The sequence below is a fragment of the Kitasatospora humi genome, assembly GCF_020907985.1.
GTDB lineage: Bacteria > Actinomycetota > Actinomycetes > Streptomycetales > Streptomycetaceae > Kitasatospora > Kitasatospora humi.
In genome coordinates, this window is the sequence record NZ_JAJJPA010000095.1 from 1 (window position 1) to 13,239 (window position 13,239).

At 70.5% G+C, this 13,239-nt stretch carries 10 protein-coding genes and 1 tRNA gene; 3 read left to right on the plus strand and 8 right to left on the minus strand.

Annotated elements, in window-relative coordinates; genetic code table 11:
* Window positions 1–51 precede the first annotated feature (51 nt).
* From LN042_RS35880 to LN042_RS37570, 6 genes are all read right to left on the minus strand, one after another.
* A complete protein-coding gene (locus LN042_RS35880) occupies window positions 52–1,188 on the minus strand; it encodes an MAB_1171c family putative transporter (RefSeq protein ID WP_230055657.1) in 1,137 nt (378 codons plus the stop codon).
* Window positions 1,189–1,450: 262 nt separating this feature from the next.
* Window positions 1,451–2,167 carry a TetR-like C-terminal domain-containing protein gene (locus tag LN042_RS35885; RefSeq protein ID WP_230055658.1) on the minus strand — a complete coding sequence of 239 codons (717 nt, stop codon included), beginning with the start codon at window positions 2,165–2,167 and terminating at the stop codon, window positions 1,451–1,453.
* Window positions 2,168–2,468: 301 nt separating this feature from the next.
* Complete coding sequence (locus tag LN042_RS35890; RefSeq protein WP_230055659.1) at window positions 2,469–5,147, minus strand: SpoIIE family protein phosphatase; 2,679 nt, start codon at window positions 5,145–5,147, stop codon at window positions 2,469–2,471.
* Window positions 5,148–5,518: 371 nt separating this feature from the next.
* A complete protein-coding gene (locus LN042_RS35895) occupies window positions 5,519–6,007 on the minus strand; it encodes a hypothetical protein (RefSeq protein ID WP_230055660.1) in 489 nt (162 codons plus the stop codon).
* A gap of 299 nt (window positions 6,008–6,306) precedes the next feature.
* Window positions 6,307–7,242, minus strand: a complete 936-nt coding sequence (locus tag LN042_RS35900; protein WP_230055665.1) for a phosphorothioated DNA-binding restriction endonuclease — start codon at window positions 7,240–7,242, stop codon at window positions 6,307–6,309.
* 1,054 nt (window positions 7,243–8,296) lie between these two features.
* The gene (locus tag LN042_RS37570; protein WP_308191923.1) at window positions 8,297–8,956 is read right to left on the minus strand and encodes a DUF3761 domain-containing protein; all 660 of its coding nucleotides are present in this window, start codon (window positions 8,954–8,956) and stop codon (window positions 8,297–8,299) included.
* 204 nt (window positions 8,957–9,160) lie between these two features.
* Here LN042_RS37570 and LN042_RS35910 point away from each other — a divergent pair, with 204 nt between their 5' ends.
* Together LN042_RS35910 and LN042_RS35915 are read left to right on the plus strand one after the other, a co-directional pair.
* The gene (locus LN042_RS35910; RefSeq protein ID WP_230055661.1) at window positions 9,161–9,904 is read left to right on the plus strand and encodes a hypothetical protein; all 744 of its coding nucleotides are present in this window, start codon (window positions 9,161–9,163) and stop codon (window positions 9,902–9,904) included.
* Window positions 9,905–10,187: 283 nt separating this feature from the next.
* Window positions 10,188–10,688 (plus strand): GNAT family N-acetyltransferase, encoded by a 501-nt coding sequence (locus LN042_RS35915; protein ID WP_308191924.1) that lies wholly within the window; start codon window positions 10,188–10,190, stop codon window positions 10,686–10,688.
* 248 nt (window positions 10,689–10,936) lie between these two features.
* Here LN042_RS35915 and LN042_RS35920 read toward each other — a convergent pair whose 3' ends face one another.
* Window positions 10,937–11,755: an MBL fold metallo-hydrolase gene (locus tag LN042_RS35920; RefSeq protein ID WP_230055662.1), complete on the minus strand. Its 819-nt coding sequence runs from the start codon at window positions 11,753–11,755 to the stop codon at window positions 10,937–10,939.
* 114 nt (window positions 11,756–11,869) lie between these two features.
* Here LN042_RS35920 and LN042_RS37925 point away from each other — a divergent pair, with 114 nt between their 5' ends.
* Window positions 11,870–12,487: a helix-turn-helix domain-containing protein gene (locus tag LN042_RS37925; protein ID WP_230055663.1), complete on the plus strand. Its 618-nt coding sequence runs from the start codon at window positions 11,870–11,872 to the stop codon at window positions 12,485–12,487.
* A 127-nt stretch (window positions 12,488–12,614) separates the two neighbouring features.
* Here the strand turns inward: LN042_RS37925 and LN042_RS35930 are convergent.
* Window positions 12,615–12,685: transfer RNA gene (locus LN042_RS35930), tRNA-Gly, on the minus strand.
* Between the last annotated feature and the right edge of the window lie 554 nt (window positions 12,686–13,239).

Here is a 13,239-nt window from a genome sequence, read left to right on the forward strand (position 1 = left end):
GGAACGAGAAACCCGCCCGGTCTGACGGGGGTACAGACCGGGCGGGAGTTCTCAACTGGCGCCGTCCAGCTTGCGGTAGGCAACCGCGACCTTGCTGAGCCAGGCGACTTCGGCACTGAAGTTGTCGGAGTCGCGGTCCTCGAAGTCGGCGGCGTCCTTGTTGTCGTCCGGGATGCTGCCGACCCGCTTGGCCCGCAGCGCCTGGTGGATCTGCGCCGCCTCGGCGAAGGCCTGCCGGGACTCGTCACCCGCGCCGTCACCGTTGGTCGCACGGTCGATGTACGGGCGCAGGTCCCGCCAGCCGTCCCGGATCTCCACCACCCGACGGTGCAGACGGTAGTTGAGGTCCGAGACCCTGACCCGCGGCGGCTCCAGGGCGATGTCCGGCGAGGACTCGTAGAGGTCGCGCCAGAGCGGGTAGAGCACCCGGTAGGCGCGGTAGCTGCGCACCCACTCCAGCAGCCGGGCCGCCGCGGTGCCCCACGAGGAGATCGTCAGGCTCAGCGACAGCGTGACGATGCCCGCCGTGCTGAACACCGAGGCGGCCAGCTGCCAGGCGCCGATGTCGAACCCGCACGCGAGGGTGAGGATGTTCACCGTCCGGGCCGTGCAGTAGAGGAAGAGGAGCACGGCGGCCGCCGAGAGCAACCGCAGCGCCTGCTGCAGCGGCGGCGAACCGGCCACCCCGGCATAGGCCCGCACCTGCCGGAAGATGGTCACGCACGGCACCGCCTGGGAGACGATGAAGACCAGCAGGTAGGTGAGCAGCAGCGGACGGCCGGTGCCGTTGAAGTCGTCAGCCGGCCGGTGCGGGCCGTCGGCGGCGAAGAACAGCGCCACCAGCAGCGCGCCGAGCACGCCGCCGGCGATCAGCCAGTACCGGGACTGCCGGACCGCCGCCTCCCCGTCGCTCACCCAGCGCAGCAGGATGATCTGGGCGCTGACGCAGAAGGCCACGGCGGACACGTGCATCACCAGGATGGCGAGGTTGCCGACGCCCAGGAAGCTGCTGCTCCCGGTGGCGAGCGCGCCCATGGTGAAGGTGAGGCACTGCAGCACCAGGGTGACGACCAGGGTGCGGTAGGCGCTGTCGCGTCGGCTGCCCCGCACCTGGCAGAGCCGGTAGACGAGCGCGGCGTACGACGACAGCGCCGAGATGGCGAAGCAGAGGGATCTAGTGGTGTTCACGGCCTGATTCCCCGTCACTGCCGTGGGTGCGGCGGACGGTGTGGTACTCGTCGGTGGCCGGGGCGACGCCCCGGTGACTGATGCCGATCGGTGGCGTTCGGCGGTACCGCTGATCGGCGGCACCGCCGGCCGCTGTCACTGGGTAGCGGCCGGCGGCGTTGGGCACGGCCAGGCTGCGGCCGGCACGGCCGGCCGCAGTTGGCGGCGGTCGGCGGCAGTCGTGGGCAGCCGGCGGCGGTCGTGGGCAGCCGCGCGACCGGGATCAGTCGGTTGCAGTCCCACCGAGCGGGACCGCGAGGCCGATGCCCTCGGCCGCAACAGCGATGGCGAAGTCAAAGAAGGCGGACTCGTCACGGACGCTGTCATGGGTGCGGCTGAAGACCTGGAACACCAGCAGTCCGACCAGGCTGCTCCACAGCACGATGCCGCGCTCGATGACATCACCGAACGGCGCCCCGGGCACCCCGCCGAAGAGTTGCACGGCCTCCGGCAGCAGCAGCGACTCCTGGGTCAACTGGCGCTTGGGCGACGTCAGTTCACCGGCCTCCAGGGCGGCCCGGACGATCCCGGCCAGCACGGCGGGCGTGCGGGAGGCGGGCGGCACGGTGTCCTGCGGCGCGTGGTAGCCGGGGACGGGCGAGCCGTAGACCAGCGTGAACTCGGCCGGGTTGGCGAACGACCAGGCCCGCAGCGCCCTGGTCACCGCCAGCAGCCGCGCACCCGCCGACGCACCGGCCGCCACCGCCTCCTGGTCGGCCCGCTCCATCGCGGCGCCCGACTCGTTGTAGGCGTCGATCAGCAGGGCGGTCAGCAGCTCGTCGCGGTGCGGGAAGAGCGCCCGCACCTGGGCGACCGTCAGCCCGCCTTCGTCGGCGACGCCTTCCAGTGACAGGCCTGCGGCGCCGGCCTTCGCCAGCAGCTGGTGTGCCGCGACCTTGACGGCGGTTGCGTCGACGACGCTTGCTCCGGAATCATCCATGGGCCAAACCGTACCCGGCAGTCCGAAGAGCGTTCGAGGGGCTCAGGTGAAGACTTTGCCGAGGGGCAAGGCCCGCGCGCAGTGAGCCACCCTCAGGCGGTGCGGGCGTCAGCCGCCGACCTGCCGGGCCGAACACCGGGACGGCAGCCGGCGGGACGGGCGGTTCCGGAACCTTCGCGGCGGATCGGGCCCCTTGCCGACCGCCGATCGGCCCCGGGGACTCACTCGGGCCGGTAGCGCGGGGGGCTCGCTCGGGCCGGGTAGCGCGGGGGGCTCACTCGGGCCGGGTAGCGCGGGGGGCTCACTCGGGCCGGTAGGCGGTGAGCAGCAGGGCGATGTCGTCGGAGCGCTGCGGGGAGCGCCGGGCCTTCCGGAGGAGCCGGTCGGCGAGCTCCTCGAGGTTTCCGGCGGCGTCGTGGGCCAGCGAGGCCCGCAGGTCCTCGATGCCCAGATCGATGTCGCTGCCGCGTTCCTCGACCAGGCCGTCGGTGTAGAGGGCCAGGATCGAGCCGCGCGGGAGCTCCAGCCGGGTCTCCGAGTAGGTGCTGGTGTCGTCGACTCCGAGGAGCGGGCCGCCTGCCAGTTCCAGCACTTCGGTGCTGCCGTCGGGGCGGCGCAGCAGCGGCGGGCAGTGCCCGGCGCGGACGGCGTAGGCGCGACCGGTGCCCGGCTCGATGCGGACGTAGCAGCAGCTGGCGAGCATCCCGGAGTCGAGGTCGACCAGGAGCCGGTTGGTTCCGGCCAGGACGGCACTCGACGAGTGCCCGGCCGTCACGAAGGCCCGTACCGCGCTGCGCAGTTGGCCCATGGCACCGGCCGCGGCGACGCTGTGGCCCTCGACGTCTCCGATGACGAGGGCCACACCGCTTCCGGTGGGGATCACGTCGTACCAGTCGCCGCCGATGTTCATCCCGCTGGTGCCGGGCAGGTACCGGCCGGTGGTGCGGATGCCGGGCAGGGCGGGCAGACGGTGGGGCAGCAGCGCGTTCTGCAGGCCGTGGGCGAGGGCGGACTTCTCGTCGTAGAGACGGGCCCGTTCGAGTGCCTGGGCGATCAGACCGCTGAGCGCGGTCAGAATGCCTCGGTCCCTGCCGGTGAAGTGGTGCACCCCCTCGAAGCCGACGATGCACGTGCCGACGGGACGATTGGAGGCGACCAGCGGCAGGTAGGCCCAGGCCCCGATGCCTTCCGCGAAGCGGGCCGGGCAGCCGTCGGTGGGATCCTGCCGGGACTCGACGAACAAGGGTCCGCCGGAGGTCCGCTCCTCCGTTCCGGGCAGCGGGGCACCGAGCGGTCTGCCCTCCAGCCAGTGCAGGAAACGGTCGCGGTAGCCGCTGCGGTAGAGCAGGTGCAGCCGGCCTTCGTCGATGACGTAGATGGCCAGGTGCTGTCCGCCGATGGCCGGCAGGAGCTGGTCGGAGACGACGTCGCACACCTCGTCCGTGGTGACCGCCTCGGTCAGCGCGCTGCTGAGCTGCAGCACGTGGTAGATGGCGCTCAGGCGTGGGGGTTGTGCCCGGGCCGCCGGCCGGCTCGGAGCGGGATGCCCGGGCCCGGGAACGGGCGGAGCGCTGGTCGACTCCCCGGATTCCTCCGGCGGCCCGGCGCCTTCCGGCGACCCGGCCCCTTCCGGCGGCGAGGGCGGCGAGGGCGGCGATCCGGAGGGCTCCACCCTGCCGGTCACCCCGTTCGGGTCCGGGTAGAGGGAGAAGGCGAGCCACCGGTCGGGCGGGCGGTGGGCCAGGAAGGCGGTGGGCTGCTGCGAGACCATCGCGGCTCGGTGCTGGTCCTCGTAGGTGGGGTCGGACAGCCAGGGCAGGACGTCCCACAGACGGCGGCCGAGCAGCTCCCGGACGGGTGCTCCGAGCAGCTGCTCCAGGCCGTGGTTGGCGTAGCTGACCCGCCCGTCCGGGGCGAGGGAGAAGAGTCCGTCTTGGAGCCGCTCCACCGCGGTGACGGCTGCGGCGCCGGCGGCGGCGTCCAGCACGCAACCGACCAGGTGGGCCCGCGCCTCCTCGCCGGGCGCCTCCGGCACGCGGCCCCACAGCTCGACGGTGCGGTACCCGTGGGCGGCGCGGACGCGCAGTCGCCGCGCGAGCACCCTGCCCTCCGCGATGGCCTCGCGGGCCGCCACCCGGAGCAGGACCCGGTCGCCGGGGTGGAGCCGGGAAGCCAGCGTGTCGTCCCGCCCGTCGAAGGCACCGGGCGCCAGACCGAAGATCGCGCACAGCTCGTCGTCGGCGACCACGGCCCCGGTGTCGAGCCGCCAGTCGAACAGGCCGACCCGCACCGCCGGTGCGGTGGGAGCAGGGACCTCGACGGGCACCGTGGTGGCGTCGTACTCGAAGGCACCTCCGCGCGCCCGGAGATCGGAGAGGACGGCGCCGAGCCGGTTGGCGACGGTCCGCAGGTGGCGGAGCTGGACTCTGGACAGCCCCGTGCCCCCGGCGGGCGCTGCCCACACCACCGCCAGCGCCCCCAGGCTCTCCCGCCCGGCCCTGACCGGCACCGACGCCGAGCCGAACGCGTACGGGAGGGCCACCGAGAGCTGGGGATAGCGTCGCATCGTCTCGTCGGCGTCGGCCAGATGGACCGTCCGACCCGACCGGTAGGCCGCCGCCACCGGAATGGGGCTGCTGACCGGGATGAGCCGCCAGCCGCCCAGCAGGGACGGCGAGGAACCGCAGGTGGCGGCCAGCACGATCGAGCGGCCGTCCCGGGAGCGGAGAAAGACGCTCCCGGCATGGGCGCCGGTCTCCGCGACGGCCTTGACGACGGCCGCCACCAGGGCGTCCTCGCGCTCCGCCGCCAGACGGTCACCCTCGCCGACCCCGCGCTCCGCCGCCAGACGGTCACCCTCGCCGACCCCGCGCTCCCCTCCGCGGTGGTCAGCTTCCCTCGCGGCGCCCGTACCCGGGTAGGTCGCCGTGTCGCGCTTGACCTGCGGGGCCGCCCGTTCCACCGGCTCGCGCCGACTCATGCTCTCCGATGTACGTCCGGCTGACGGCCCTGTCAAGGGCCACCCGGACGGCCACCGGGAAACGGGGAGCCCGGCCCGGGAGCACCCATGCCGTGGTCGTCCCCCCGACGGTCTCCCGTGTCCTGCCCGGGCTCCACGCTTCGCCTTCGCTTTCCACGACCGGCGGGCGAAGCGGCCCCGACGTCCGACCGAGGTGCCCTGAACGCCGGGGCAGGGCCGGCCGCACGACGACAAGCACGACGCCGCGTTCCCCCTTTCCGGCTTTCCGGAGCTTCGAGAGTGCGCGTTCCCACCTCGGCGCCTGGCCTCCGCCCCGCTACTCGACGTGGTGGCGGGCCCCGCTCAGGCGTCTGGCCGGGCAACGCCTCGGCTCAGCCGCTGGTGACCTCCACGGTCCACTTGCACTCACTGTTGACCTTGAGCGTGTGGGTACCGGCGCCGGTCTCGGTCGTCGAGTCCGCGCCCTTCTCGCCAAGGGCGTTGGCGGCGATGTCACCGTTCGGATAGTCGACATAGATCTGCATGTTGCCCTGAGTGCCGAAGGCCGAGCAGTCGTAGGTGTAATGGATCGTCCAGTTGTCGCCGGTGGTGAAGCTCGCGGTGTTCTTGATCCCATCGCCGGAGGTCTTCAGCAGCGTCGACGAGGCCGCGGGAGCTGTTGGCTGGGTCGACTGGCTGCTCTCGGCCGTCGGAGCACTGGTCGCCGCGGCAGCAGGCGGGGCCACCTGTGTGGCGGGCGCGCTGCCGGGCACAGCCGGGACGCTGTGACTCGGCGCGGCGGCCGAGGTGGTGGCCGACTTCGAGCTACTTCCCTTGGCGGCGCTGACCGCGACGCCGATGATCACCAGGACGGCGAGCACCCCCGCGCAGCCCAGGCAACCGGCCTTGCCACGCTTCGGCTTCACAGGTGGTTGCGGCGACTGGCCAGGCTGGGCCCACCCCGGCTGCTGAGGTTGTCCCCACGACGGGGTGGGTGGCTGGTTGGAGGGAGTGGTCATGACGATCTCCTGTTCGGGGCGCAGAGAACCGTCACATTGGCAGTCAGGTATTCAGCTATGTGTGGAAGTTGCAAACCCGTGATGCTACCGGCCAGTTGTACAGCCGCACTTCACCAGCGCACTCAGCGACCGGGGCCCTGACCTTCCTCACAAGACTCGAGTCACCCGGTCGGTACGGCCGTTCCTGCTGCTGTCGCACGAGGTTCACCGTGGAAGACCTCTCGGGAATGCCACTCGCGATGCCGCTCGGCGACGGATGGGACGCCCGACTGCGGACCTATCACCGGCCGCCCGGCCAGCGCGAGCACGTGCTGCCGGCTCGCCTCGCTCCGGCCGACGAAGCGCTGGGAGACGAGAATGCGGTGCCCCTCGCCCAAGCCCAGGATGCCCTTGTCGAAGAGCTTGTGGTGCAAGGAGCACAAGCACAGGCCGTTATCGACCTCGTCCGGGCCGTCGTAGGACCACCACCGCACGTGCGCGGCCTCCAGCCCGACGCTGCTCGCGCCGAGCATCCCGTCGTAACCGCAGAAGGCGCATTGGAACTCGTACGCCGTCAGGACCATCTCGCGCATCCGGCGGTCACGTTGCCGTCGCGCAGCGGTCTCCGCCTCACCGAGCAGGCCGGCGACCGGCGCGGTCTCGGCCAGCTCCAGGTCGAGACCGACGGCCTCGCACAGGTCGGTGTGCAGTGACGGCGGGAAGTTGACGTCCAGCAGCACTCTGGCCATCCGCCCCAGCAGCGAGGGCTCCTTCGTGAGCGCCTTCCGCAACTCCGGCACGAGCCTGCCGGTGGCCCCGCTGGACCGGAGGACCCGGATCCCGGTGCCCGGGCTGCCCTGCCCGCGGTCGGTCCTGACCTCCCACACACCGTCAGAGACCAGATGGTGGAAGGGATATGCGGGCGTCGTCGGATTCGGCGGACCGTACTCGACAAGCAGCCGCTTCAGCTCCTCCTCGACCACGCTGTAGCGCAGTTCGCTGTCGGCATCCTGCTGGAAGCTGCCGAGCGCGTACAGCAGCAACAACGGCTTGTGCGGCGCGCGGACCTCGTTGCTCTTCCACTGCCGCAGCTTCGCCACCCGATCGAGCCAGTCCATGACCGCCAGCGTAGTTCGCGGCACCGACGCCAACTCCGGTGTGCAGCCATGACCGAGGGCGTGCTCACCGCCTGGCTTGGCCCCTTCAGCGCGCCGCCCATGCCCTGACCGAGGCCGCCAGGCCCTCCCGCTCCCGTTCGAACTGCTGCTTGCGGTGGCCGTTCCCACCGGACGGATGGGGGAAGCCCACCAGGCACCTGCGGCTGCCACCCTGCCGGACTCGATGCTCAGCTGCACCGCTTCGGTCGCCGCCTTGCCGAACGGGACTACCAGCGCGTCCGGCGCTCCCTGCAACTGGGCGCCCAGCACTCGGGTCGCGAAGTCGCGGAAGACCGGCCTCCTGGTGATTGCGTCGCCGCTGTAGTTCTCTCCGTTGACGAACACCGCATGGCAGATTGCCGAAGTGGTGGCGCACATCCCCGCGTGCTCGCCGAACAGGGTCGAGGTGCTGGTGATCCCGAGAGCCTCGGCCAACCCGATGGCGTCCAGCATCGCCACGGCGTTCTTGCGCATCGCTCCGGCGAAACTCGCCGTCCGGCCCGCCTCCCGAACTGCCTCCTCCGGGGACCGGCCCGCTGCCAGCGCGGCTTGTGCCGCCTGCACGGCGCGATGGAGCTGCTGGCGCCCCGGCGTGACACCGACCAGGATGACCCTCACGTCGGGATCGATGCTGCGGTCAAACGGCGTGTAGTAGATCTGGACGTGCTTCGATCGGATGGTCTCCTCGTAGATGAGGAGTTCGGGCCGCGCGACGTCGGCCTCCGAGAGATGCGATAGCCCGGCGAGGACCGGCGCGAACTGCTCGATGCACCAAGCGGCCGATACGAGACCCCCGGAAGCGGTCTTGATCGCACATGCATGGCCGGTTGCTGTCTGATCCATCGGTACTCCGGCCGTTCCTCGTGGTCTGCCGATCCGGTGGAGAACATGCGAAACGGCAGCCCCCGCCGATGATCTGACGTAACGTCAGGCTACTCAGTCAGCGCGATACCGCCCACCAAGAAGCCGATGACGATGGCGCCCGGCCACCACCGGGCGCCATCGCCGGGAAGTCCTACTTGAACCAGACCCGCACGCCCTTGTGGCCGGAGCAGGTGCCTGAGCCGTCGTCGCCCGAGAACGAGACGTAGCCGTCCTTGCACGTGGCCGTCTCGCCCGATTGCTCTGGCGTCTCGCCCCGGTCCCAGCCGCAGTAGGCCACCGTGTGCGCCCTGCACGATCCCTCCGGGCTGTGGGCCGGGGCCGGGGGTGTCGGTGCCACGGCCGGGGCGGACGGTGGAGTGTGGGTGTCGGACGGTGGGTTCGTAGTGGCCGTCGGAGCAGGCGCCACAGTCGACGGTGCTGCCTCGGGCGTGGGCTTGGCCGTCGTCGCCGGTGCGGTGGGCACGGCCGCCGGAGCGGCGGCTGACGGCGACGGTGTCGGCGAACCCCCAGGGCAGTTCTCCTCGTTCTTCACCACATACAGCTTCACCGTCATGTTCTTCACCGACGGCGAACCTGCGCCGGGCGACTGGCCGCAGACCTTCCAGTTGCCCTTGATGATCACGGTGCGAGGGGATGTCTCACCGGCCTTCACGTCCTGGAAAGCGACGTCCTTCGCGAGGTACGCGTCCGGCTTCTGCAGGGCGTCTTCCGCCTTGTCGCCGTGCATGCCAACGAGGTTGGGAAGGGGCGTCCCGGATGCGGCCGACTGGCAACCGGTCAGCCAGAACACGGCTGCCACCACCGCTGCGCCTACGCCGAACGGCCTTCCGAGGGAGTCGGGCAATCGGCGCTCCTGGGACGTCCGTTCACTTCTCATGGGCGATGAAACTACTGTCATACAGAACGCTGCGCTGGCCGAACGGTCGAACTCGTGGCCACCTCGGCTGCTTTCCCCCGGGTCGGCGACTGCCGCCCAGGGCTGGCAACATGCCCCGTGCTGATCACCGGACATGCGAACGACCCCCTTACCCCGAGCGACGACCTGGTCGCCGCGCCCGGGTTCTGGGCCTCGTACCTGCTGTGGCTCGCCGAGGGCGAGGACTTCGAGCCTGGGCCCGACCTGTTCGGCGCCGACGGCGCGGACGCGGATGCCGTCTACGAGCGGCTCTCCAACCCGACCGCCTGGCCCGTCTTCCGACTGCCGATGCAGCACGGCCACTCGCTCCTCATCGTCCACCGCAACTTCGCCGAGGACGCAGGCATCGACTACTACCTGACCCACCCCGACTGGGACCGGCCAGGCTCACTGGCCAGCATCGAGGGCCACTTCGCCGGCCCAGGGCTCGCCTGGCGCGAACTGATCCACATCGCCCGGAACCCCGGGGAGGGACCGGGGATCACCGAACCGCACGCCCGGCTGCTACTCCTACTGCCCACCCTCGGCGATGCCGACCTGCCGACCGACGCCACTGCGACCGTCGCAAGCGCCCTCGCCGCCATCGGCACCCCGACCGATGCCACGACCACCCTCGCCGAGGCCCTTCTCGACCACCCCTTCCGGGGCGACGAGACCTGGTACTTCGAGGGAGCCGGCTCACCCCTCAGCGGTACGACCGCCGTCACAGCCACAAGCCGCGTACTGCTCTGCGGCGGCGTCTACAGCCCCCGCAGCGTCCGCTTCGGACTCTCGCCCGAGCAGGACTCGCGCCTCGCCGAAGCCCTCGGCACCGCCTACTGAAGCCTCCCCGACAGTCGCGCCGGGCCCACGAGTTGTCGAGCGCCGACATCTCGACCCGGCCGCTCAACACCCCCGCCGGGTGGCCGCCGCGCTCCGATGGCCGGCAACCGGCCGACGTGGGCGGCCCGCTTCTGTACCGCTCGTTGGGCTCGGCGACGACCCAGCCCGAGTGGCTTCCAAATCCGTTGGGCATCCCGAGCCCCTTCAGGCATCATCCACGCGTGGACACGTACCTGAAAACCGAGCGCCTCGTTCTGCGGCGTTCACGGCCGACGATGCGGACTTGCTGATCGAGCTGGACAGCGACCCGGCGGTGATGCGCTACATATCCGGAGGCGCTGCGACCGCGCCGGAGGTCGTCCGCGAGAGCCACCTGCCGTTCATCCTCGCCGGCTACGAGAGGTGGCAGGGCGAGCTCGGACTGTTCGCCGCGTACGAGATCGTCGGCGACGCGTTCGTGGGCTGGTTCTGCCTGCGCCCCGAGCCGAACGGCCCGCGGGACGAGGCCGAACTCGGCTACCGGCTGCGGCAGGCTGCTTGGGGCAAGGGCTACGCCACCGAAGCCTCACGGGCCCTGCTCGACAAGGGTTTCACCGAGCTCGGTGTCCGAAAGGTCTGGGCTGCGACGATGGCCCTGAACAGCGCTTCGCGCCGCGTCATGGAGAAGGTCGGAATGGCCTTCGCGCACACTCTTCCCACCCCCGACGACATGCAGATGGTCGAGGGCGCCGAACTCGGGGGAGTGCAGTTCGAGATCACCAAGGAGCAGTGGGAACAGCAGTAGCCACCGTGGGCGGCCCTATTGGGCGCTTCGCCGCCCCCTACGAGGTCGCCGAACAGGAACTGCGGGCCCGCACCATGAGATCCGCCGGCTCCGCGGCGGCACGGACTCGGACCAGACCGCACCGCCCGAGAGCCGACGGGCACGTAGCGGGCGACGAGTCGAACTCGCGCTCCAAGCTTGGGAATCGGCGGGCATCGAGGCGCCCAGCTCTCCAGCGAATCCGGCGACACGGGCGCCGACAGGCTCGATCAGCCGATCGGTGGTGCGAGGTATTCCAGCGCGTAGCCGTCGCCAGAGGGGGTCACGCGGGCGATACCGGGTGAGTCGAGGTGGGCGCCGGCTACGAAGTGCTGCGGTCGGGTCAGTTGTCCGAGAAGGGCCGCTCGCGCGGCGCGGGCCTGAGACTGGTTGCCGTCGAGCTCCCAAGACACGTTCGGCTGATCGAATTGGAGCGTGGGAACGTGAACGGTGTCGCCCCAAGCGAGAAGGTGGCCGGTGCCGCTCCTGACCTGGTAGACGGTGTGACCGGGTGTGTGGCCCGGTGTCGGGATCGCGGTGGTCCAGTCGTTGATCGCAACCTTTTCCGACACGGGTACGACTCGGTCCCGGATCGGCTCGAGCCGCCCGGTGAACACCGAGGTGTCGCCCGCGCCGATCCACACGCGCTCGAGTCCGGTGAACGCCTCCGACCCGTCCGGCGCGATCAGGCCGCTCACGTGGTCTTCGTGCCTGTGGGTGATGGCCACATCGGTGATCTGCGCTCGGTCGATCCCCGCTTCGTCGAGCGCGTCGTAAATCAGTCCCATGGTGGGGTCGTGCCAGGCGTTGGACGCGCCGGTGTCGATGAGAACCGACCGCGTGCCGTCGGTGACGAAGAAGGCGTTGACCGACAGCCGCAAGTTGTCGCCGACCAGTGGGACGGCGGCCGGCAGCTCGTCGAGCGGGCACCCGTCCTCGTCGCGGAGCCGTGTCGTCGGCATGTCGATGTACCCGTCCCGCAACGAGACCACCTGCAGATCACCGAATTCGAACGTGGCATGGTGCCGGCCACTCGAGGTCAGACGCATGGAACCCCTCCGTCATGTTGGGCACGCACCGCGTGTCTCTGATAGAAGAAACAGGTCTTCTTTAGAAGAAGCCTACACTGTGGGCAGCGCGATACCCATCGATCGAGGAGCACGGTGGTCGAGCAAGACGGAAACGCCTCCGAACAGCAGCGCGGTGACGACCTAGCAGGCGCGTTCGGCGGTAACGTGCGGCGGCGCCGCGAGGAGGCGGGTCTGACGCTGGAGCAGTTGTCCGCACAGTCGTCGGTCAGCCGGGCGATGCTGTCCAAGGTCGAACGCGGCGAGAAGAGCCCGACGATCGGCGTCGCCTCTAGGATCGCCCACGCGCTCAACGTGTCACTCTCGGACCTGGTCGGCGCGCCGGCCACTGCCGCGTCCGGCGTGGCCGTTGTCATGCGCAAGAACGATCGCCCCGTTTTCCGTGACCCGGAAACAGGCTTCGAGCGACACATCACGTCAGCGGCCCTGGGCGCGGGACGAGCCGAGATGGTCGTCCACTACCTCCCCGCGCAGGTCTCCACCGGCCTGCTGCCCGCATATCCGCCGGGCACCGAAAAACAACTCCTGGTGCTCGAAGGCACGCTCACCGTCGCGATCGGCGGGATCAGCGAGACCCTGGAGACAGGCGACTCCCTGTACTTCCAAGCCGACGCGGACCACGGCTTCGCCAACCGAACGAACGCCACGTGCAAATACATCATGGTCATCTCACGCAGGCCTGATCGGCCATAGCCTGCAGACCTGGACGAGCCGACTCACTCAGGGCGCTCGCGGCCGCGCATCGCGCGGCTGGGCGACCTGGTACCAGTAACAGAAGAAGCCGCAGATCATATGATCTGCGGCTTCTTCTGTTACTGGGAGCGGGCGACGAGAATCGAACTCGCGCTCTAAGCTTGGGAAGCTCATGTTCTACCATTAAACTACGCCCGCGTGATGACCCGTCAGGAACGGCTCGATCATGCTCCACTGTACCCCATCTCCAGGGGTGGTCCGTACCGGGCGCTGCGGGGTGGGGGGTGGAGGGGTGGTGGGGGTCGTGAGGGTTCGTGGGTGGGGCGGCGAGCCGGTGGGTGGGATGTCGGGAAGATCCCCTAATGTGACGGCTGTCGTGGCCCGGCGGTGCGTGGGGGCCGGGCCGGGGAAGTCCGGGAAGGGGATCGATGGAGCGGCGAACCGTTGTTCGTTGTGCCGAGGGGCACCTGTTCAGTATCAGCGCGTTCCCGATGCGGAACCTCGGGGCGGGGCGGCTCGGGCCGCAGCGGCTGCTGAGGTGTCCGCAGTGCGGGCGGTTGCGCAGTGCGGTGCCGGCCGATCCGACCGTGCTGTCCGAGGGGCAACTGGCAAGGGCGCTGCGGCTCGTGTAGCGCGGCGGTGATGTTCGCCGGGGACGGCTTCGGGTGTCCCCGACTGCACGCCGTGGCAGGCGCGTTGACCGGCCATCCCAAGTGGTGGTCGCAGGACTACTTCGGCCGCGCCCGGCCAGA

What these genes read in the sequence shown, in the direction of transcription:
- LN042_RS35900 (WP_230055665.1), bottom strand. Translation starts at nt 7,242, where the DNA reads ATGGACTGGCTCGATCGGGTGGCGAAGCTGCGGCAGTGGAAGAGCAAC.
- LN042_RS35920 (WP_230055662.1), bottom strand. Translation starts at nt 11,755, where the DNA reads ATGCGTCTGACCTCGAGTGGCCGGCACCATGCCACGTTCGAATTCGGT.
- LN042_RS35890 (WP_230055659.1), bottom strand. Translation starts at nt 5,147, where the DNA reads ATGAGTCGGCGCGAGCCGGTGGAACGGGCGGCCCCGCAGGTCAAGCGC.
- LN042_RS35885 (WP_230055658.1), bottom strand. Translation starts at nt 2,167, where the DNA reads ATGGATGATTCCGGAGCAAGCGTCGTCGACGCAACCGCCGTCAAGGTC.